At 63.8% G+C, this 18,751-nt stretch carries 22 protein-coding genes; 13 read left to right on the plus strand and 9 right to left on the minus strand.

The genetic code is table 11. The features are described from left to right. Window positions 1–60 precede the first annotated feature (60 nt). The 5 genes from HMPREF3145_RS03005 to HMPREF3145_RS03025 form a co-directional block, all read right to left on the minus strand. Complete coding sequence (locus HMPREF3145_RS03005; protein ID WP_083279359.1) at window positions 61–570, minus strand: GNAT family N-acetyltransferase; 510 nt, start codon at window positions 568–570, stop codon at window positions 61–63. Further along, window positions 560–1,534, minus strand: coding sequence for a 2,3,4,5-tetrahydropyridine-2,6-dicarboxylate N-succinyltransferase (dapD, locus tag HMPREF3145_RS03010; protein ID WP_070421780.1), 975 nt, complete (start codon window positions 1,532–1,534; stop codon window positions 560–562). Before dapD ends, HMPREF3145_RS03005 begins: the two co-directional genes overlap by 11 nt. A 5-nt stretch (window positions 1,535–1,539) precedes the next feature. Then, a complete protein-coding gene (locus HMPREF3145_RS03015; protein WP_070421781.1) occupies window positions 1,540–2,898 on the minus strand; it encodes an amino acid permease in 1,359 nt (452 codons plus the stop codon). After that, window positions 2,898–4,319, minus strand: coding sequence for an amino acid permease (locus HMPREF3145_RS03020; protein ID WP_070421854.1), 1,422 nt, complete (start codon window positions 4,317–4,319; stop codon window positions 2,898–2,900). Before HMPREF3145_RS03020 ends, HMPREF3145_RS03015 begins: the two co-directional genes overlap by 1 nt. 62 nt (window positions 4,320–4,381) lie before the next feature. After that, a complete protein-coding gene (locus HMPREF3145_RS03025) occupies window positions 4,382–5,323 on the minus strand; it encodes a 2,3,4,5-tetrahydropyridine-2,6-dicarboxylate N-succinyltransferase (RefSeq protein ID WP_070421855.1) in 942 nt (313 codons plus the stop codon). 29 nt (window positions 5,324–5,352) lie between these two features. Between HMPREF3145_RS03025 and dapE the strand changes: the two genes are divergently transcribed. The 7 genes from dapE to HMPREF3145_RS03060 are packed head-to-tail and all read left to right on the plus strand — an operon-like array spanning window position 5,353 to window position 10,198. Then, window positions 5,353–6,441 carry a succinyl-diaminopimelate desuccinylase gene (gene dapE / locus HMPREF3145_RS03030; RefSeq protein ID WP_070421782.1) on the plus strand — a complete coding sequence of 363 codons (1,089 nt, stop codon included), beginning with the start codon at window positions 5,353–5,355 and terminating at the stop codon, window positions 6,439–6,441. A gap of 5 nt (window positions 6,442–6,446) precedes the next feature. After that, the gene (locus tag HMPREF3145_RS03035; RefSeq protein WP_070421783.1) at window positions 6,447–7,232 is read left to right on the plus strand and encodes an LOG family protein; all 786 of its coding nucleotides are present in this window, start codon (window positions 6,447–6,449) and stop codon (window positions 7,230–7,232) included. Continuing rightward, window positions 7,225–8,064: a dihydropteroate synthase gene (folP, locus tag HMPREF3145_RS03040; protein WP_246817482.1), complete on the plus strand. Its 840-nt coding sequence runs from the start codon at window positions 7,225–7,227 to the stop codon at window positions 8,062–8,064. Before HMPREF3145_RS03035 ends, folP begins: the two co-directional genes overlap by 8 nt. After that, window positions 8,061–8,810 (plus strand): glucosyl-3-phosphoglycerate synthase, encoded by a 750-nt coding sequence (locus tag HMPREF3145_RS03045; protein WP_256365571.1) that lies wholly within the window; start codon window positions 8,061–8,063, stop codon window positions 8,808–8,810. The genes folP and HMPREF3145_RS03045 overlap by 4 nt, the downstream gene beginning before the upstream one ends. 10 nt (window positions 8,811–8,820) lie before the next feature. After that, window positions 8,821–9,126, plus strand: a complete 306-nt coding sequence (locus HMPREF3145_RS03050; protein WP_070421784.1) for a hypothetical protein — start codon at window positions 8,821–8,823, stop codon at window positions 9,124–9,126. Window positions 9,127–9,138: 12 nt separating this feature from the next. Further along, on the plus strand, window positions 9,139–9,309 hold the full coding sequence (locus HMPREF3145_RS03055) for a DUF3117 domain-containing protein (RefSeq protein ID WP_070421785.1): 171 nt from the start codon (window positions 9,139–9,141) through the stop codon (window positions 9,307–9,309). Window positions 9,310–9,337: 28 nt separating this feature from the next. Further along, on the plus strand, window positions 9,338–10,198 hold the full coding sequence (locus HMPREF3145_RS03060; protein WP_070421786.1) for a methyltransferase domain-containing protein: 861 nt from the start codon (window positions 9,338–9,340) through the stop codon (window positions 10,196–10,198). Window positions 10,199–10,304: 106 nt separating this feature from the next. Here HMPREF3145_RS03060 and HMPREF3145_RS03065 read toward each other — a convergent pair whose 3' ends face one another. Together HMPREF3145_RS03065 and glgA are read right to left on the minus strand one after the other, a co-directional pair. Further along, window positions 10,305–11,729, minus strand: coding sequence for a GH32 C-terminal domain-containing protein (locus HMPREF3145_RS03065; protein ID WP_070421787.1), 1,425 nt, complete (start codon window positions 11,727–11,729; stop codon window positions 10,305–10,307). Next, window positions 11,729–12,883: a glycogen synthase gene (gene glgA, locus HMPREF3145_RS03070; RefSeq protein ID WP_070421788.1), complete on the minus strand. Its 1,155-nt coding sequence runs from the start codon at window positions 12,881–12,883 to the stop codon at window positions 11,729–11,731. Before glgA ends, HMPREF3145_RS03065 begins: the two co-directional genes overlap by 1 nt. A gap of 67 nt (window positions 12,884–12,950) precedes the next feature. Here glgA and glgC point away from each other — a divergent pair, with 67 nt between their 5' ends. After that, window positions 12,951–14,168, plus strand: coding sequence for a glucose-1-phosphate adenylyltransferase (gene glgC, locus HMPREF3145_RS03075; RefSeq protein ID WP_070421858.1), 1,218 nt, complete (start codon window positions 12,951–12,953; stop codon window positions 14,166–14,168). Here glgC and HMPREF3145_RS03080 read toward each other — a convergent pair. Continuing rightward, window positions 14,165–14,818: an O-methyltransferase gene (locus HMPREF3145_RS03080; RefSeq protein WP_070421859.1), complete on the minus strand. Its 654-nt coding sequence runs from the start codon at window positions 14,816–14,818 to the stop codon at window positions 14,165–14,167. The two genes, glgC and HMPREF3145_RS03080, sit on opposite strands and share 4 nt — an antisense overlap. A gap of 111 nt (window positions 14,819–14,929) precedes the next feature. Here HMPREF3145_RS03080 and sigE point away from each other — a divergent pair, with 111 nt between their 5' ends. Genes sigE through tatB form a run of 3 tightly spaced genes read left to right on the plus strand, consistent with a single transcriptional unit; the run spans window position 14,930 to window position 16,257 of the window. After that, on the plus strand, window positions 14,930–15,520 hold the full coding sequence (gene sigE / locus HMPREF3145_RS03085) for an RNA polymerase sigma factor SigE (RefSeq protein WP_070421789.1): 591 nt from the start codon (window positions 14,930–14,932) through the stop codon (window positions 15,518–15,520). 19 nt (window positions 15,521–15,539) lie between these two features. Beyond that, window positions 15,540–15,860: an anti-sigma factor family protein gene (locus HMPREF3145_RS12110; protein WP_070421790.1), complete on the plus strand. Its 321-nt coding sequence runs from the start codon at window positions 15,540–15,542 to the stop codon at window positions 15,858–15,860. A 10-nt stretch (window positions 15,861–15,870) separates the two neighbouring features. Continuing rightward, window positions 15,871–16,257 carry a Sec-independent protein translocase protein TatB gene (tatB, locus tag HMPREF3145_RS03095; protein ID WP_070421791.1) on the plus strand — a complete coding sequence of 129 codons (387 nt, stop codon included), beginning with the start codon at window positions 15,871–15,873 and terminating at the stop codon, window positions 16,255–16,257. On the opposite strand, the gene HMPREF3145_RS03100 is transcribed toward tatB, so the two are convergent. Beyond that, window positions 16,250–17,386, minus strand: coding sequence for an Mrp/NBP35 family ATP-binding protein (locus tag HMPREF3145_RS03100; RefSeq protein WP_070421792.1), 1,137 nt, complete (start codon window positions 17,384–17,386; stop codon window positions 16,250–16,252). The two genes, tatB and HMPREF3145_RS03100, sit on opposite strands and share 8 nt — an antisense overlap. A 59-nt stretch (window positions 17,387–17,445) precedes the next feature. On the opposite strand from HMPREF3145_RS03100, the gene HMPREF3145_RS03105 reads away from it, so the two are divergent. Further along, on the plus strand, window positions 17,446–17,973 hold the full coding sequence (locus tag HMPREF3145_RS03105) for a YflT domain-containing protein (protein WP_070421793.1): 528 nt from the start codon (window positions 17,446–17,448) through the stop codon (window positions 17,971–17,973). Window positions 17,974–17,979: 6 nt separating this feature from the next. After that, window positions 17,980–18,690, plus strand: coding sequence for a type 2 periplasmic-binding domain-containing protein (locus tag HMPREF3145_RS03110; RefSeq protein WP_070421794.1), 711 nt, complete (start codon window positions 17,980–17,982; stop codon window positions 18,688–18,690). Window positions 18,691–18,751: the final 61 nt, after the last annotated feature.

Here is an 18,751-nt window from a genome sequence, read left to right on the forward strand (position 1 = left end):
GCATCCGCCCGGAGCCATGCAACAACTCTTTAACTAGCCAATAACCCGCCAGCGAGCGGGCTATTCGGCATGCTTGACATACTCCACGTGTTCATCACGCTCGCCAGCAAAGACGAAACCGTTGACCTCCGCGACATGGCGCGAAGCAGCATTGCCCGGCAGCGCCCGAATAATCAGCAGGGGAGCCCCCTCGGCGAAAGCGTGATCGGTCACCAGGCGCACGGCACGAGTCATCAGACCACGCCCGCGGGCCCACGGGGCAGTGTTGTAACCAAAATCGGCACCACCGGAATCATCGGGGCGCAGCTCGATACTGCCGCAGTACCGGTCATCGACGACAAGCGCCCACCGCACACACCCATCACCCGCATCGCCGAGGAACGCCTCCGCCATCTCCACGGTGTACGGCGACGGCACCGTCGTCCACTCAACCATCCGCGGGTCAACCGACGCAGCGAACAGGTCGTCGCGCACGCCCGGAACGGTTTTCACGCGCGACCACGGCAGGAGCGTCAACTCGCCGTCGGTGAGAGTGTCGTTGGCGGGTGGGAACCAGGGGTTAGTTGGCATGGAGGGCCTCGTTGAGTTCGATGCCCTTTGCAGGGACGGCTTCGACGGAGCCGGTGACGGAGTTGCGGCGGAATTGCAGGCCGTTGGCGCCGGAGAGTTCGAGGGCCTTCACTTCGGCGCCGGCTTCCTTGCCTAGGGCTTCGGCGACGGGTGCGGTGAGGACGACCTTTGTGCCGGCGGTGACGTAGAGGCCGGCTTCGACGATGCAGTCGTCGCCAAGCGAGATGCCCACGCCGGCGTTGGCGCCGAGGAGGCAGCGTTCGCCGAGGGAGATGACTTCTTTGCCGCCTCCGGACAGGGTGCCCATGATGGAGGCGCCGCCGCCGATGTCGGTGCCGTCGCCGACGACAACGCCTGCGGAGATGCGGCCTTCGACCATGGATGCGCCGAGGGTGCCGGCGTTGAAGTTCACAAAGCCTTCGTGCATCACGGTGGTGCCTTCGGCGAGGTGGGCGCCGAGGCGGATGCGGTCGGCGTCGCCGATGCGCACGCCGCTCGGCACAACGTAGTCGACCATGCGTGGGAATTTGTCCACGGAGAAAACGACGACGGGGCCGTTTTCGGCGAGGCGTGCGCGGGTCATTTGGAAGTCGGCGACGGCGCAGGGGCCGTAGTTGGTCCAGACGACGTTGGACAGGAGGCCGAAGATGCCGTCCATGTTGGCGCCGTGTGGGCGGATGAGGCGGTGGGACAGTAGGTGGAGGCGCAGGTAGACGTCGTATGCGTCGATGGCCGGTGCGCTTAAGTCGGCGATGGTGGTTTCGACTGCGACGCGTGCGACGCCGCGGGCCTCGTCGGGGCCGACGAGGTTGGCGAAGCGGGCATCTGGCTCTTCTAGTCGACGAGTGCCTGTTTCCGTCACCGCCTCGTCAACCTTGGGGGCGGGGTACCAGACGTCGAGAACGGTGCCGTCGTGGGTGATGGTCGCGATTCCGCGTGCAATTGCAGTCGTGGGGGTAGTCATGGCGACTACCTTACGACACCGCGTTTCTTGGTCAGTAGCGACAAGCCGACCAGGGCGAGGGAGAGGATGGTGACGGAGATGACTTGGGAGCGGGCGGCGTCGTCGAAAAGCATGAGCACCGTCAAACCGACGAGGGCGGCGAGCGTGACCCATGGCACCCAGGTGGCGCCGTGGACACGGACGGCGGATTCGCTGATGCGTGGGTGGAGTTTGATGAAGCTTAAGGTGATCATGATCCAGGTGACGATGAGGCAGCCGCCGGTTGCGGACATGATGAAGTCGATCATTCCGGGCGGGTTCCACCATTGCAGGCCGACGGCGAGAAACGCGAAGACTACGGAGACGAGCACGGAGTTCATGGGCACGTTGTTGGCGTTGGTTTTCGCCATCCATTTTGGTGCGTCGCCTTCGAGCGCTTGTTGGTAGCCGAGGCGGGAGGTGCCGTAGAGCTGCGCGTTGAATGCGGAGAGTAGTGCGAGCACGATGACGACTTCCATGAAGGCTGCGGCGCCTGGGATGTTTGCCATTTCGAGCACGGCGGTGAAGGGGGAGTCGGCGGCGGAGTCGGCGCCGTCGATGGTGGCGTATGGCAGTAGCAGGGTGATCACGGCGACGGAGCCGAGGTAGAAGATCGCGATGCGCCAGATGATGGAGTTGACGGCGCGTTTGACGTTGTCGGCGGGGTCTTCGGATTCGGCGGCGGCGATGGTGACCACTTCGATGCCGCCGAATGCGAATGCCACGGCGAGGAGGCCTGCGGCGATGCCGGCGACACCATTGGGGGCGAAGCCGGATTCGCGCACGTTGTCAAAGCCGACGAAGCCGCTGGCGGGCAGCACGCCCAGCCAAAGGAGAACGCCGATGATGAGGAATCCGACGATCACCGCGATTTTGATCATGGCGAACCAGTACTCGAACTCGCCGAAGCCCTTCACTTGCGCGAGGTTCACCGCGGTGAGCACAACTACGACGATGAGCCCGGGCACCCATTGGGGGACGTCGAACCAGGAGGCCATCATGGCGGAGGCGCCGGTGAGTTCGGCACCACACGCCATGATCAGCAGGAAGTAATACAGCCAGCCGAGGAGGAATCCTGCCCAGTGGCCGTACGCCATGCGTCCGTAGGTGGCGAATGAGCCCGATGATGGGTGGGCGGCGGCCATTTCGCCGAGCATGCGCATCACGGCGATGACGATGAGTCCGGCGATGGCGTATGCGACCAGAATCGCGGGGCCGGCGGCACGAATGCCGACGCCGACGCCGAGGAACAGGCCCGCACCCACGGCGGTGCCGAGGCCCATGAGGGTGAGGTGGCGGGACTTCAGTCCGGTGCCGAGCTCGCTATTGCTTGTCGACGACCCCATTACCGCACCTCCTCAATCTCTGCCACGTTCTTCTTCGCCGGTTGCTTTCCTGTCGCGCGGGTCCACAAAACTCCCGCGAGGGAAACGACACCGACAACGACGGCGACGGCGAACATTTGGAATCGCCCGTCGGGGTCGGCGAGCATGAGCAGGATGACTCCGCCGGCGAGCGCGATCATGACCCAGGGAAGGACGTTGGGGGCCCACATACGTACGTCGGTGATTTCGCCGCTTGCTTCGAGCTTCGGGTGCAGGCGGACGAACGACAGGGCGACGACGATCCACAGCACGATCAGGCAGCCACCGACTGCGTTGAGGAGGAAGGCGAGCAGCCCGGGCGGGTTCCAGTACTGCAGGGCAACGGCGACGAAGCCGAAGAATACGGACACGATCACGGCACGGACAGGCACGCCGCGGGGGTCGGTTTTAGCGAAGATCTCGGGGGCGTCGCCACGCACTGCAAGGTTTTGCATGAAGCGCGACGAACCGTAGATCTGCGTGTTGCAGGCGGACAGCAGGGCGACGACGATGACGGCCTCCATGATGCCGACGGCGCCCGGGATGTTTGCCATTTCGAGCACTGCGGTGAACGGGGAGTCGGCTGCGGAGTCCGCGCCGCCGATTTCGTCGAAAGGCAACAGCAAGACGATCAGCAGCACGGAGCCGATGTAGAAGATGGAGATGCGCCAGATGATGGAGCGGATCGCGGAGTGGACGCCGGCTTCGGGGTTTTCGGATTCGGCGGCGGCGACGGTGACCAGTTCAATGCCGCCGAACGCGAAGGCGACCGCGAGCAACGCGGTGGCAACGCCAGCCCAGCCGTTGGGCATGAAGCCGACCTCGCTGATATTCGACAGGCCTACGAACCCGCCGGTGGGCAGCACACCGAGCCACAGGGCCACACCGATGCACAGGAACGCCACGATCACAACGACCTTGATCAGGGCGAACCAGAATTCGAACTCGCCGAAGTTTTTCACCGCGGCGAAATTGATCACGGTGAAAAAACCAATGGCGATCAGCGCCGGGATCCAGGGGGAAATGGCGAACCATTGGGCGACGATCGCGGACGCGCCGGTGATTTCGACGGCCATGATCATGATCATCATGAACCAGTACAGCCAGCCGATGGCGAAGCCGGCCCAGCGGCCGAAGGCTTGCTCGGCGTAGGTGGAGAACGTGCCCGACGACGGGCGCGCGGCGACCATTTCCGCGAGCATCTGCATGAAGCACACGGTGATGAAGCCTGCGACGACGTAGGCGAGGATGACGGCGGGGCCTGCGGCTGCGATGCCAACGCCGGTGCCAAGGAAGAGTCCGGCACCGATGGCTGAGCCGAGGCCCATCATGGTGAGGTGGCGCGTTTTCAGGCCGCGTGCGAGCGCGGTGGAATCGGCGACGGGGGAAACGGGGGTTGACATGTCGAACACCTTAAACCTCGACATGCAGTGAAGTGCATTCTTTTCCGGTTTATATGCGTGTGTTACGTGCGCGTGGTTTCTGCGGGGCGCAGCACGGGGGCGGTGGTGTAGGGCTCGTGTTGGATGCGCAGGTTGTCGCGGCCGGTGAGTTTTCCCGCGGGAAAATCTTCTCCGGTGGCGGGGTCGAAGATTCGGGTGTGGGGTTCGAGGGTGATGCCGGCGCCGATGTCGCAGTTGTTGCCGAGGGTGATGCCGTTGATGCTGGCGGTGGGGTGGAGGTGGCAGTTGGCGCCGATGCGCATGGGGTGGCGGGCGAGGGCGTTGTTGTTGGTGGGGGTGGCGATGAGGGCGGTTCCGCGGGCGAGGGTGGTGTTGGCGCCGACGGCGACTGCGGAGGAGATGGTGCCTTCGATGCGTGCGGGGCCGAGGGTGCCGGCGTTGTAGGAGATGTAGCCTTCGCGGACGACGGTGGTGCCTTCGGCGAGGTGGGCGCCGAGGCGGACGCGTTCGGCTTCGGTGATGGTGACGCCGGTGGGGACGACGTAGTCGACCATGCGGGGGAGGCGGTCGATGCCGTAGACGTGGATGGGGCCGCGGGCGCGGAGGTTGGTGCGTACGGTTTCGAAGTTGTTGGGGAGGCAGGGGCCTTTGTTGGTCCAGGCGACGGGGGTGAGGTGGTCGAGGGCGCCGTCGAGGTTGATGGTGAGTGGTTCGACGAGGCGGTGGGAGAGGAGGTGGAGGCGGAGGTAGACGTCGTGGGCGTCGATGGGTGGGGCGTCGAGGTCGGCGATGGTGGTGCGGACGGGCACGGTTTCGACGAGGCGGTCGCGGTCGGCGCCGATGAGGCGCAGGAACTCCGGGGAGAGGTTGTGGGCGGAGGTGCGTTGGGTGGTGGTGGGGTGGTCGTCGTTAAGCGTGAGTTCGGGGTTGGGGTACCAGGTGTCGAGCACTGTGCCGTCTATGGCGATGTTGGCGATTCCGAGGCCGTGTGCTCCCAAAGACATGGCCGTCATTGTAAACGTAGGATCGCGGTGTGACTTCCTTAGATCTTTTTGCGGACCCTGTTGTTTTGTCGGCTGCGTTGGTGGATATTGAGTCGCCGTCGCACCATGAGGAGGCGATCGCGGACGCCGTTGAGGCTGCGTTGCGTGGCCTTGAGCATGCGGAGGTGCAGCGCTTCGGTAATACCGTGGTGGCGCGTACGAATTTCGGGTTGGATTCGCGGGTGGTGTTGGCGGGCCATATTGATACGGTGCCGCTGGCTGATAACACGCCGCATCGGCTCGCGGACGGTATTTTGCACGGCTGTGGCTCAGTGGATATGAAGTCGGGGTTGGCGTGTTATTTGCATGCGTTTGCCACGTTGGCGCAGCCGGGGAAGGCGGCGCATGATTTGACGCTGATCGCTTATGAGGGCGAGGAGGTGGCGCAGGAGTTCAATGGCTTGTACCACCTTGAGCGTGATCATCCGGAGTTGCTGCAGGGTGATATTGCGTTGTTGGGTGAGCCGTCGGGTGCGATCATTGAGGCGGGTTGTCAGGGTACGATCCGCGTGTTTGTGGATGCGCATGGCACGCGTGCGCATTCGGCGCGCTCTTGGCTTGGCCATAATGCGGCGCATGATCTTGCGGGCGTGCTCACCCGTATCGCGGCGTATGAGCCGCGCACTGTGCTTATCGACGACTGCGAGTACCGCGAGGGTTTAAACGTCGTCGGGCTGGAGGGCTTCGTGGCGACGAATACGATCCCGGATCACGCGCGACTGATCGTGAATTTCCGCTACGCGCCGGATCGCAGCGTCGAGGACGCGAAGGCGCATCTGGAAGAGACACTCGCGCTGGAGGAGGGCCTCGAGCTCATTTACGACGATGTCGCGCCGGGGGCGTTGCCTGGCCTGGGTGACCCGGTGGCGGCTGGGCTGGTCAAGGCTGTGGGCGGGAACTTCCGTGCGAAGTTCGGCTGGACGGATGTGGCGCGCTTTTCTAGCCTGGGTGTTCCTGCGGTGAACTTCGGGCCTGGCGATCCGGGGTTTGCCCACAAGAAGGACGAGCAGTGCCCGGTCGATGAGATTCGTCAGGTGGCGGCGCAGTTGCTCGATTACCTGAGTGCTGAAAGCGAGTAAGAGATATGGCTCCGTTGAATTTCCCCCGCCCGGACCGCGACCGGAAGTTGCGTGGGCCGATGGCGCTGCGCAATGAGGCTGAGCAGGCCACGACCTATGATCAGCGTTTGTTGGAGTCCATGGGGCAGTCTGATGGGTATTGGAAGCACCAGGATCCGTGGCGTGTGATGCGGATCCAGTCGGAGTTTGTGGCTGGGTTTGATGCGTTGTCGGAGTTGCCGAAGGCTGTGACGGTGTTTGGCTCCGCACGTCTTGGCGAGGGCACGCCTGAGTACCAGTTGTCCTACGAGGTCGGCCGCGCGCTGGTGGAGGCGGGCTACGCCGTGATCACCGGCGGTGGGCCGGGTTTGATGGAGGGGCCGAACCGGGGTGCTCACAACGCGGATGGTTTGTCGGTTGGTTTGGGTATCGAGTTGCCGTTTGAGCAGGGCCTGAACGACTGGGTGGATCTGGGTCTGAATTTCCGGTACTTCTTCGCCCGCAAGACGATGTTTTTGAAGTACTCGCAGGCGTTTATTTCGCTGCCCGGCGGTTTCGGCACGATGGACGAGGTCTTCGAGGTGCTGTGCATGGTGCAGACCGGCAAGGTGACCAACTTCCCGATCGTGCTCATGGGCACGGAGTTTTGGTCTGGGCTGGTTGAGTGGATCGAGCAGCAGTTGCTTGGCCGTGGGTTGATCTCGCCGGGGGATGAGAAGTTGTATCTGGTGACTGATTCCGTGGAGGAGGCCGTGGCGCACATTGTGGAGGCCCACAAGGTGATGACGGATCAGCGTCTGCGTGATGAGTGAGGTCATGGCGATCGTGAACCGCACCCCCGACTCGTTTTATGACAAGGGTGCGACGTTCGCGATTGAGAAGGCGCTTTTGCGTGTCGACGACGCCGTTGCCGCCGGGGCCAGCATCATCGACATCGGCGGCGTGAAGGCAGGCCCGGGCGACGACGTGTCCGTTGCCGAGGAGATTGACCGTGTCGTGCCGCTTATCGCCGGGGTGCGTGAGCGCCACCCGGACGTGACGGTGAGCGTGGATACCTGGCGCGCCGCGGTGGCTGAGGAGGCGATCGCAGCGGGCGCGGACCTGATCAACGACACGTGGGCAGGCTTCGACCCCGAGTTGGTTGAGGTAGCAGGCGCTCGCCGCGTGGGGTACGTGTGCTCGCACACCGGCGGGGTCACGCCGCGCACGCGCCCGCACCGGGTGCACTACGACGACGTGGTCGCCGACGTGATTGCGGAAACCACCGCCTTGGCCGAGCGCGCCGTCTCCCTCGGCGTGCCGGAGGAGGCGATCTTCATTGACCCCACGCACGACTTCGGCAAAAACACCTACCACGGGCTGGAGATCCTGCGGCGTATCGACGAAATCGTCGCCACCGGCTGGCCCGTCCTCATGGCCCTGTCCAACAAGGATTTCGTGGGCGAGACCGTCGGGCGTGGCCTCAACGGTGCCGACATCACCCAGCGCGTTCCCGGCACCCTCGCAGCAACCGCGTGGGCGGCCGCGCGCGGGGTGGCGGCGTTTCGCGTCCACGAGGTCGAGGCGACGATCGACGTCATCCGCATGATCGAGGCGATCCAGGGCACCGCGGCACCGCTGGCAACCGTGCGGGGGCTCGCGTGAGTGCCGACACGCTCGCCGGCATGCGCACCGATGTACGAATCAGTGTGGTGATTCCTGCGCTGGATGAGGAGGCGACGGTGGGTGGGGTCGTCGAAAAGTGTGTGGCTTCGTCAGCGGACGAAGTCATCGTCATCGACTCAGACTCCACCGACCGCACCGCCGAGCGCGCCGCCGCAGCCGGGGCAACCGTGGTGAACTGGCGCGACGTCGACCCACGCACACCCTGGCCCGGCAAGGGCGAGGCGCTGTGGCGCGGCGTGAAAGCCGCACGCGGCGACGTGGTGGTCTTCGTCGACGCCGACGTGACCTCACTCGAACCCTGGTGGGTCGACGCGCTCGCCGAGCCATTTATCGACGACACCGTCCACCTCGTCAAAGCCTCCTACACCCGCGAAGGCGCCGGGGGTCGCGTCACCGAATTGACCGCGAAACCCCTCCTGCGCGCCCTCTTCCCGGAGATCGCCGTGGACCAGCCGCTCGCCGGCGAATACGCCATCCGGCGCTCAACCGCGCTTTCCCTGCCGTTCGTCGCAGGCTACGGCGTGGAAGCGGGCTTGCTCATCGACGTCGCCCGCGCCCACGGCCCAAAAGCCATCCAGCAAGCGCAACTGAGCCCCCGTACCCACCGCAATAGGCCGCTGCATGAACTTGCTGGTATGGCTGATGTCGTCGCAAAGACAATTCTCGCGCGCGCAGGAAAATTCCCCGTCGAGGTCAGCGAGCGCCCCGCCTGGGCCGACAGCTAAACTAACCCGCATGCTTTCCTGGATCATCCTCATCCTGGTGCTCGCACTGCTGAGCATCATTGGCCTGAAACTGTTCGCCACCGTCTTCGGCCGCGGCGAGGCCCTGCCGCCCATGCCACCAACAGAAGAGGTGAAGGAAGCCAACCGCCGCGCGGTGGAAGAAGGCAACTTCGGCGACATTCAGCTCGAGGTTGTGCACCGCGGTTACCGCATGGATCAGGTCGATGCGCTCATTGAACAGTTGGCGGGCGGCAACCTTGCGCCGGAAACACGGGTAGAATCTCCGGAAGAACACGTTTCGGAAACAAAGCAATAAGGAGTGTTGACGATGGCAGCAATGAAGCCGCGTACCGGTAGTGGCCCGATGGAAGCGGTGGAGGAGTCGCGCAAGATCGTCATGCGTATCCCGTCTGACGGTGGCGGACGCCTCGTCATTGAACTGAGCAAGGAAGAGGCTGGCGAACTTGGCCGCTTGCTCACGGAGGCTGCTGGAGAGTAGTTCCGGTCAAACGCGGTAGTATCACCACATGCTCAACGAGATCGTGGATGTACTCGCGGACCCGGTAGACCTGACCCCGCTTCGGGGCGAGGACGATTTTGGTCGTCTCGTCTCCGAATCGGGGCATTCTTATGACGTAGCCAAGCAGGGTTATGTCACGCTCGCGTCGGGGCGCGGGCTGAATCATGAGGGCGATTCGCTGGAGATGATTAATTCCCGCGAAACGTTCCTGTCGAATGGCCATTTCGCGCCGTTTGTGGAGGCGGTGTCGGATCGTGTGGCGGATGTTGTGGAGCATGCCGCAGGCGATCATGATCCGGTAATTCTGGAGGCTGGCGCCGGAACCGGCTACTACCTTGCGCACACGCTGGACCTGATTGATGGCGCGCGTGGTGTGGGGTTGGATATTTCGGTGCCTGCTGCGAAGCATTTGGCTAAGGCGCATCCGCGTTTGGGTGCGATTGTGGCGGATGTGTGGGAGCAGCTGCCTATCCGCACGGGAGCGGTTGATGTGGTGACCGTGGTGTTCGCGCCGCGGAATCCTGCGGAGTTTGCGCGTGTGCTTAGCGACGACGGCGAGGCCGTCATCCTCGTCGCCGACCAAGGCCACCTCGATGAGCTGCGCGAGCCGCTCGGCATCCTCGGGGTGGAGGACGGCAAGGTGGCGCGACTGATCGAGCAGTCGGCGCAGTGGCTGACCCCGGTGGCTGATCCGGAGTTGATTTCGTTCCCGATGACCCTGGGCCGTGACGCGATCGCCGCGCAGGTGGGTATGAGCCCGTCGGCGCGTCACCTGGATAAGGACGTGCTGCACGCGCGACTCGAGGACCTCCCGGAGCAGATGGAGGTCACCGCCCGCGCCCAGCTGATCCGCCTGCGCAAGAAGTAGCGCGCCGGCGCTTCGCTCACGACGCGCTAAAGAAACGGAGAAGGCCCGCGTGATGCGGGCCTTCTTGCTGTGCCTAGCTCATGTGCCGGCTCACGCGCCGGCTGGCTTAGAAGCGGGCGGGGTATCCGCGGCGCCACTCGCCGCTGATGGATGCTTCGCCGGTGGCGCGGCTGCGGATGCCGTTGCAGCCGCCTTCGGGCCAGATGCGCGACGACATGACAACGCTGCCGCCGCCGGCGTAGACCTCGAGGGTGCAGCCGTCGACGATGACGGTGACGTTGTCTTCGTCGTCGTCGTGAAGCGGTGCGGTTGCGGGGGAGCCGTCGAAGCGGTCGAGGGTGATGTGTTCGCCGTCGTGGGTGATCACCGCAGCAGGTTCGTTGTTGCCGTCGAGCACCTCGAGGGTGACCTGGGAGCCGGCCGGGATTTCGCACAGGCCGGCCCACATGCGCGCGCGGTCGGTGGCGCTGACGGCGTCTGGCAGGCCTGGTGCGGGCACTTGGAAAAGACGCCCACCTTGCAGGGTGGCGCGGCGCGGGAGGGTGAGGGCGTTGGCCCAGCCTTCGGTGGCCCAGTTGGGTTCGAGGGTGGGGTCGCCGGCGCGGTCGGTGTTGGTCATGAACCCGAGCAGGTAGGCGCGCTCGTAGCGGTTTTCCGCAGTGGTTTCGTCCAGCGGGTAGTTGGTGTTGCGTGGGCGAGTGAAGTCGTGGCCGTAGTCGAGAAGCGTAAACGGCGTGGTGATGTCGAAGACGTTGCCCCGCAGCCGGCCCACGGCGTAGACGGCGGTGTCTTTGCCGTCGCGTTCGAGGGTGATGAACAGGACGTCGCGGATTTCGCCGTCGACTTCGTCGCGCAGGCGCACGATGCGTGGGGCAACGAGGGAGGCATCGAGGGTGATGCCCGTCTCGCCATTGAACTCGAGCGGGCCTTGCAGCTCCCAGTCTCGGCCGTCGGGGGAGGTGAGGACGACCGGCTTGGGGTCGGTGACAGGCCCGGTCACGGCGAGCATGAGCCAGCCGTCGTGGCCTTGGTCGCGGTCGGCTTCCGTGTCCCAGGCGGGTACGACGCAAGGCGAGCGGAAGTTGGTGTCGCCGGCGGTGTCGTCGACGGCGGTGCCGGTGCGCTCGGCGGCATCGGAGACGTCAGTGTCGTCAGCGTCAGCGTCTTCGGCGTCGAGGTCGTCGTAAAGCCTGTCCACGTGCGCAACGTGGGCGATCTGGATGGTGTTTCCTGCCGGGGTTTCGGAGGAGAAGTACAGGTTGACGCCGTCGCCCGCGGAGGTGACGGACCCTGCACGGATGTTGGTTTCGTCGCCGGTGGGGACGATGACGTCGTTGCAGTCGAGCCAGTTGAATGCGTCGTCTTCGCTGACTTCGTGGCCCCAGCGGCTCGGGGCGTCGGGGGTTGGGCGGTACTGGTAGAACATGTGCCACAGGCGGTTCTCGCGGCTGCCGATGCGGAATACGCCAGCTGGGCCTTCGAGAATGCCGCATTCTGCGGTGACGTGTAGTTCGGGACGGTAGTCCGTCATCAGATCAACCCCTTGTAGATGTCTACGGTTTGTTTCGCGATTGTGCGCCAGGAGAAGGATTCTTTGGCTCGGGTGAGTCCGGCGCTGCCCATGGCGGTGGCGCGTGCTTTGTCGCCGGCGACGGCGTTGACCGCCTCGGCGAGGCGTTGTTCGAAGTCGGTGGTGTCGTCGGGCGTGTAGTCCACAAGCACGCCGGTTTCGCCGTCGACGACGACTTCGGGGATGCCGCCGACGCGCGAGGCTACCACCGCGGTGCCGCACGCCATGGCCTCCAGGTTCACGATGCCCAGCGGTTCGTAGACGGATGGGCAGACGAAGACGTCGGCGATGGTGTAGACCTGTCGTACTTTTTCGGCGGGCAGCATGTCTTGGACCCAGAACACGCCGTCACGCTGCGCTTGTAGCTTTTCGACGAACCCACGCGTCTCAGCAGCAATCTCCTCGGTGTCGGGGGCGCCGGCGCAGAGGATGAGCTGGACGTCGTCGTCGAAAAGCTGTGCTGCTTTGAGCAGGTGGGCGACACCTTTTTGGCGGGTGATGCGCCCGACAAACGCGACGACTGGGCGTGTGGTGTCGATGCCGAGTTCGTCGGCGATGGTGCCGGTGTCCGGGTACCAGTTGGCGGGGTCGATGCCGTTGAGGACGACGTGGACGCGGGAGTCGTCGATACGCGGGTAGGCGCGCAAAATGGCATCTTTCATTCCGGCAGATACGGCGATGACCGCGTCGGCGTTTTCCATCGCGTTTTTCTCCGACCAGGAGGACACGTTGTAGCCGCCGCCGAGTTGTTCGCGCTTCCACGGGCGGTCCGGCTCGAGTGAGTGGGCGGTGACCACGTGGGGGATCTCGTGGAGCAGCCCGGCGAGGTGGCCGCCGAGGCCGGCGTACCAGGTGTGCGAGTGCACCACGTCGAGCCCGGCTGCGGCATCGGCCATGCGCAGGCCTGTGGACAGGGTTTTGATCGCGCTATTGGCCCCCTCGAGTGCGGGGTCGACGCCGTGGACGTATACACCTGCGGCGTCGCGTGGGGCGCCCATGCAATGGACGTCGACGTCGGCGAATTCGCGCATGAACCGCGTGAGTTCTGTGACGTGCACCCCGGCGCCGCCGTAGACCTCCGGCGGGTATTCGCGCGTGAGCATTCCTACCTTCATGTCCGCCGAGCCTACTGACGTTGCGGAATCCCTGCACGAGCCTGGAATTGGCATTAGCCTTGCGGTTATGAAAAGCCAGCCTCGAGTTCTCGCCATTGTCCTGGCCGGCGGGGAAGGCAAGCGCCTGTTTCCCCTGACGGCTGACCGTGCCAAACCCGCCGTTCCGTTCGGCGGCAACTACCGTTTGATCGATTTTGTGTTGTCGAATTTGGTCAACGCCGGCTACATGCGTATTGCGGTGTTGACGCAGTACAAGTCGCACTCTCTGGACCGCCATGTGGCTACGGCGTGGAACATTTCTGGGCCAACGCAGCAGTACATCGCGTCGGTTCCGGCGCAGCAGCGTCGCGGCAAGCGTTGGTACAACGGGTCGGCGGATGCGATTGTGCAGTCGCTGAATCTCATTTACGACGACATGCCTGACTACGTCTTGGTCTTTGGCGCGGACCACGTCTACCGGATGGATCCGTCGCAGATGGTCGAAGATCACATTGCGTCGGGCAAGGCCGCCACCGTGGCAGGCATTCGCGTGCCGCGTGCGGAGGCGAGCGCGTTCGGTTGCATCCAGGCCGACGATGACGGCACGATCACCGAGTTTTTGGAAAAGCCGGCCGACCCACCGGGTACCCCGGACGATCCGGAGATGACGTTCGCATCGATGGGCAACTATTGCTTCTCTACCGAGGCGCTAATCCAGGCGTTGCTGGAGGACGAGCAGAACGAGGATTCCAGCCACGACATGGGCGGCGACATCATCCCGTACTTCGTCGCGCAGGGCGAGGCGAACGTGTATGACTTTTCCAACAACGGGGTGCCGGGTGCCACGGACCGCGACCGGGGTTACTGGCGTGATGTGGGCACGATTGATTCGTTCTACGAGGCCCACATGGATCTGATTTCCTCGCACCCGGTGTTCAACCTGTACAACAAGGCGTGGCCGATCCACGCGACTGACGACGACAACCTGCCCCCGGCAAAGTTCGTCCTCGGTGGTATTGCGCAGGAGTCCATTGTGGCGTCCGGCTCGATCATTTCCGGTGCGACGGTGCGTAACTCGGTGCTGTCCACCGACGTGCGCATCGAAGAAGGCGCGACGGTGGAGGGCTCTGTGCTCATGCCGGGTGTGCGCGTGGGCAAGGGCGCGGTGGTGCGCCACTGCATCCTGGACAAGAACGTTTACGTCTCCGATGGGGAGACGGTCGGTGTGAATACGGAGCGCGACCGCGAGCGTTTCACGGTGTCCGACGGGGGTGTTGTGGTCGTCGGTAAGAGCGAAGTTGTTTAGCCGATTTTGGTGATCAGCGTCAGGCCGCCGTCAAGCGGCAGACGCGCCACCGCGGCGCCGCGCTCGGCTGTCAGCGTATCGACGAACTCATCCGCCTCACGGGCGGCCTCTGTTTCGCGGTCGCGGCGGGTGGGGTCGGCCACGGTGCCGTCGAGAAGCGAACCTGCAAGCACCAACGTGCCGCCCGGGGCCAGCAACGGCCAGGCGGCCTCGATGAGCGGGCGCAGTTCGACGGGGGAGACGTCTGCGTAGACGATCTGGTAGGCGTCGTTAGCCAAGCGCCCCATTACTTCGAGGGGACGTGCGGTGAGGAAACGCACACGCGACGGGCTAAACCCTGCGTTGCGCACCGCCTCCTTCGCGCCGGCCTGCAGTGCGGCTTCCGGCTCGATGCAGGTCATGGTGGCCTTCTCCGGCAGGCCTGCGAGCAGGTGCAAGCCCACAACACCGGCGGCCGGGGTCACCGCAACCGCACCCTGAGATGCGTTCGGGGTTGCCGCCGCGAGCACCGTCAACAGGTCACCAACCACCGGGCTGGGTGCCGGGGTGCCGTTTTCGGCAGCGTCCTCGCGCGCTGCGCGCAAAGCTTCCGCAACCTGGTTGGAAAGGTGGCCGCCTTCGGTGGAACGGGCGGCGAGGTACGAGTTCATCTGGGTAAATGCGGTCTCACTCACACGCCACATCATAGCCGTGTTGCGTTCACAGGATTCTGTTAACTGGTTGGCTGGCTTTGGGGCAGTGAGTCTGCGAAACTATTGCGCATGAGCACTGACGTTCCACTCACCGGTACCGCAGCGTTTGACGCAGGCCAGGCAGCAATGCCGACCTGGTCTGAACTGGTGAAAGAACATGCCGACAGTGTCTACCGCCTGGCATTTCGCCTCTCCGGTAATCAGCACGACGCGGAGGATCTCACACAAGAGACGTTTATGCGTGTGTTCCGCAACGTGAAGCAGTACCAGCCTGGAACGTTCGAAGGCTGGCTGCATCGCATCACCACCAACCTGTTTTTGGACATGGTGCGTCGCCGCGCGAAGATCCGCATGGAGGCCCTGCCCGAGGATTACGAGCGCATGCCCGGCACCGACATGACCCCGGAAGATGCGTACTCCGTGACCAACCTGGACCCTGCGTTGCAGCAGGCGTTGGACGATCTGAAGCCGGAGTTCCGCGTGGCCGTGGTCCTGTGTGATGTGGTGGGGATGAGCTACGAGGAGATCGGTCAAACCCTCGGAGTGAAGATGGGTACTGTACGATCGCGTATCCACCGCGGTCGCGCGCAGATGCGTGAGTCGTTGGAGAAACAAGCCCTCCACAGCGCCGCCGCGAAGGAACTCATCCGCGCCCGGTAGTAGGGAAGGAGTCGGCGCCGTGACTAGGTTTAACTCCACCGATCATCTCAATCCGGAGGCGATTGCCGCCTACGTGGACGGCGAGTTGTCCAAGGCGGCCACGCTACGCGCCGAGCGACACCTGCAGTTGTGCGGAGAGTGTTGTGAGGAAGTTCAGGCGCAGCGGGGGACGTCGCAGCGTCTGCAGGTGTGTAATTCCTCCGACATGCACGCCCCGGCGTCGCTTGTGGAGCGACTGGCGATGCTTTGCGACGAAGACGTGACCGACACCCCCGAAACCCCCAAGGGGATCCGGAGCCGAGTGGAGTCTGCGATTCGCTCGCTGACGCACCGTGAGTAAGGTGAGTTAGGTGTTTTCTAGCATCGGGTGGGGCGAGATTTTCTTCATCCTGATCATCGGGTTGATCGTGATCGGGCCCGAACGCCTGCCTTCTGTCGTCGAGGATGTGCGCGCCGCGATCTATGCGGCCAAGAAAGCGATCAACAACGCCAAGGCGGAACTCAATGGTGAACTGGGGGAGTTCGAGGAGTTTAAGAAGCCGATCGATACTGTCTCGCGCTATGCGGCGATGGGGCCGAAGCGTGCGATGGCGAAGGTGTTGTTCGAAGACGACGACCCCAGCGAGCCTCCAGCGCCGAAGACACCACCACAGGCGCCGCCGCAACAACAAATGCGCCCCGAGCCGCGGGATTCGCAGCCGGAGCGCAAAGGCTTTTCCTGGGAGGACGTTATTTAACCTGCGGGTTCAGGCTCTTGCCTGCCAGTGAGTTCGGGCGCACCTTTAGCTTGTCGACGATCTCAAGCACCGCCTTGGCCGCCGGCGAATCTGGGTCTGAGATGACAACCGGGGTGCCAGTATCGCCGTGTTCACGCAGCTTCGGGTCCAGTGGCACGGAGCCGAGTAGTTTCACATCGGAATCGGTCAGCTGGGTCAGGCGCTCGGCGACGTGCTCGCCGCCGCCCTCGCCGAAGATGTTGAGTACCGTGCCGTCCGGCATGGTCATGCCCGACATGTTTTCGATCACGCCGGCGATCTTCTGATCAGTCTGCTGCGCGATCGTGCCGGCGCGCTCCGCGACCTCTGCTGCAGCAGCCTGCGGGGTGGTGATGATCAGCAGCTCCGCGTTTGGCACCAACTGTGCGACGGTGATCGCCACATCACCCGTTCCCGGCGGCAAATCCATAAACAGCACGTCCAGATCACCCCAGTAGACGTCGCCCAAGAACTGCTGGATCGCACGGGTAAGCATCGGGCCACGCCACACGACAGGGGCGTTGCCTTCCACGAATTGCCCCACCGAGATGTGGCGCACGCCGTGGGCGATAGGAGGCATGATCATTTCGTCGACAAGCGTGGGGCCCTGGTCCTCAGAACCCATCAACCCCGGCACCGAGTGGCCGTAGATGTCGGCGTCCACAATGCCTACCGTCAGGCCCTGGGCGGCCATAGCGGTGGCCAGGTTCACGGTCATCGAGGACTTACCCACACCACCCTTGCCGGAGGCCACCGCGATAACACGCGTGCGCGTATCCGGATCCGCAAATGGGATCGCCGGGCCGGTCTGCTCGCCGCGGAGTTTCTGGGCAAGCGCACGGCGCTGCTCGTCGCTCATCGTGTGGAGAGTGACGCTCACGTCGCCCACGCCGTCGAGCTCCTCGACTACAGCGCGCACATTTGACTCGATGGTGTCGCGCATCGGACAGCCTGCGATTGTGAGATAAATACCGACCGCAACATTGTTGCCGTCGATGGTGACCGATTCCACCATGTTGAGCTCCGTGATCGGTTTGCCGATCTCCGGGTCATCAACGCGCGAAAGCGCTTCGTGGACATCGCTTTCCAAAATCTGATGTTCAGTAGCCATTGCCACGCGATTATACGGCCGTTCCTGGGGGATTTTGGAATCCCGATAGACTACCCAGCATGACTGAACCTATGAACCCATCGTTGAATAAGCGTATTGGTGTCACAGAGGTGCCCACCGGCTGGCCTGTGGGCAGCTTTTCCACCTACGCCGAGGCGCAACGCGCCGTGGACAACCTGTCCGACAGGGAGTTTCCTGTAGAGAAGCTTTCCATCGTTGGTGTGGACTTGATGCAGGTGGAAAAGATTACCGGCCGGCTTACATGGCCGAAGGTGCTGGGCACCGGCGCGCTGTCGGGTTTGTGGATGGGCCTGTTTTTCGGCCTGCTGCTTTCCCTCATCTCGGTTCCGGGTGCTGGCCTGACCATGTTCGTGTGGGCGGTTGTTATCGGTGCGATCTTCGGCACGGTGGCCTCCGCTGTGGCCTACGCGTTCACCGGCGGCAAGCGCGACTTCGCGTCTGCAACCACGATCGTGGCTGGCCGCTACGACGTGCTGTGCGAGCCGGATGCTGCACCGCAGGCCCGCGACATGATCGCACAAGCAGGCGGTCGCACTCCCGCCTCTGAAAACGTCATCGGCGAGTAACCGACCATGAAGGCACACCACCAGTTTGTTGCAGCCGCAGCCCTGTGCACGGCCGCGGTTGCGCTCTCTAGTTGCGCGTCGGAGGACAACATCTACACTCAGGCGCGGCCGGAGAAGGCCGATATCGCCATCGCCATCGACGGCGCCTCCAACGAACAAGTCGTACTTGGGGAGATCTACAGCCGCGTACTTAAGGGCCAAGGCCGGCCGACGAGCGTGACCTCAGTGACGGGGCTGGATGACGCGCCGACGCTTGAGGTGTTGCGTGAGCAGCCGATTGACTTCGTCGTCACGTGCACTGGGCGTCTGCTCGAAGAGTCGGACCCTAAGGCCGCCAAGGAGCTAGCGGGCGGCGATGTGACCGATGGCGCCTATACCGACGAGGTCTATGGGGCCGCTGTCGCCGCTATGCCGGGGGATATGCGCACCGTCGACCCGTCACCCGCCCAAGCGTGCGGAGAGAGTGAGCTGCCGCAAAACGTCATTCCGGTGTTTCATAAAGGCACGTTCGATCACGGTGAGATCAACCGCCTGAACTTCATCACCCGCGTGCTGTCCACTGACCGTCTCGAGGAGATGGCGGAAGAAGTGGACAAGGGTGCCACGGTGGAGGATGCGATTGCGGAGTGGATGATCGAATACGCCCACATCGACGTCCACCACGACACCCCGGCAGACCCAGAGGATGTGATCGACCCGGACTCTGCGTCCAAATAACCGAATAACAAAAACTCCGGCCCGGCTTTTCACAAGCCGGGCCGGAGTTTTTAGGTGTGCA

This window comes from Corynebacterium sp. HMSC05C01 (genome assembly GCF_001807155.1).
In the GTDB taxonomy this organism is placed as follows: domain Bacteria; phylum Actinomycetota; class Actinomycetes; order Mycobacteriales; family Mycobacteriaceae; genus Corynebacterium; species Corynebacterium coyleae.